The 1,555-nt window shown below is 70.0% G+C and carries 1 protein-coding gene; it reads left to right on the top strand.

Translation table 11 applies throughout. From position 1 onward, the window contains the following. A partial coding sequence (locus ACZ6EM_RS40400) for a condensation domain-containing protein (RefSeq protein ID WP_465774681.1) occupies window positions 1–1,555 on the top strand: 1,555 nt, incomplete at both ends.

Raw genomic sequence — 1,555 nt, 5'->3', positions numbered from 1 at the left:
GACAACTTCTTCGCTCTGGGCGGTCATTCGCTTCTCGCGACGCGGCTGATCAGCCGGATCCGTACGACCCTGAACGCCGAGCTGGGCATCCGTGACCTGTTCCGCAACCCGACAGTCGTGGGCGTCGTGGAGAAGCTGAAGGACGGTGGCCCGGCCCGTCCGGCGCTGGTGGCGGGCGCGCGGCCGGAGGTGCTGCCGCTGTCATTCGCCCAGCAGCGACTCTGGTTCCTGGACCAGCTCGAAGGTGCCTCCGCCACGTACAACAGTCCGTTCGCGTTCCGTCTGCACGGCACGGTGGACGTCGAGGCTCTGCGTGCGGCGATCGGTGACGTGGTGGGCCGGCACGAGGCCCTGCGTACGGTCTACCCGACGGTCGGTGGTCAGCCCCGGCAGGTGATTCTGCCGGTCGGCGATGTCGAGGTGCCGTTCCGGGTGGAGCCGTGCACGGAGGAGGGGGTGGCGGAGCGGATCTCGGCCGAGGCGTTCGCCACCTTCGACCTGGCTTCCGAACTCCCGCTGCGGGTCGCGCTGTTCACCCTCGGCGGGGACGAGTCCGTCCTCGTCCTGACTTTGCATCACATCGCGAGTGACGGTTGGTCATCCGGCCCGCTCTGGTCGGGCATCGCCTCGGCCTACCGGGCCCGGCTGGCCGGTTCCGTGCCGGTCTGGGAGCCGCTGGCGGTCCAGTACGCGGACTACGCACTGTGGCAGCACAATCAGCTCGCCGAGACCATGGACCAGCAGCTCGCCTACTGGGCGGAGGCGCTGAAGGGCTCGCCGCAGGAGGTCGCTCTGCCCTTCGACCGCCCCCGCCCTGCCAGCGCCTCGCACGAGGGCGAGCTGCTGGAGTTCCACCTCGACGCCCAACTGCACGCCGAACTCGACGCGTTGGCGCGCCGTCACGGGGTGACCCTGTTCATGGTGCTGCACGCGGCGCTGGCGGCGCTGCTGTCGAGGCTGGGCGCCGGCACGGACATTCCGATCGGCACGGTCGTGGCCGGGCGCTCGGACCAGGCGCTGGACGACGTGATCGGGTTCTTCGTGAACACGCTGGTGCTGCGGACCGACGTGTCGCAGGCCCCCACCTTCGGCGAGCTGCTGGGCCGGGTCCGTGACACCGACCTGGCGGCGTTCACCAACCAGGACGTGCCGTTCGAGCGGCTGGTGGAGGAGCTGAACCCGGTGCGTTCGCTGGGCCGGCACCCGCTGTTCCAAGTGCTCCTGGTCCTGCAGAACAACGACGAGGGCACCCTGCTGCTGCCGGGCCTCACCGCGCAGCCCGAGTCCTTCGGGACCCCGCCCGCGAAGTTCGACCTCAACCTGACCTGCGTCGAGAACCGTGACGGCTCCAACGCACCCGCCGGCATCCTCGCCGTCCTGCACTACGCCACCGACCTCTTCGACCACACCACCATGGCCCTGTTGGCGGAGCGGTTGGTGCGGTTGCTGGGTGTGGTGGCCGGGGATCCGGAGGTTCCGGTGTCCGGGTGGGAGGTGTTCGATTCTCCCGAGCAGGAGCGGTACTTCCTGGCGCGGGCGGAGCGGGCGCGGGCCG

The organism is Kitasatospora sp. NPDC041917 (genome assembly GCF_055589745.1).
The sequence above is the reverse complement of the archived record's forward strand: the minus strand, read 5'-3'. Positions and strand labels throughout refer to the sequence as shown.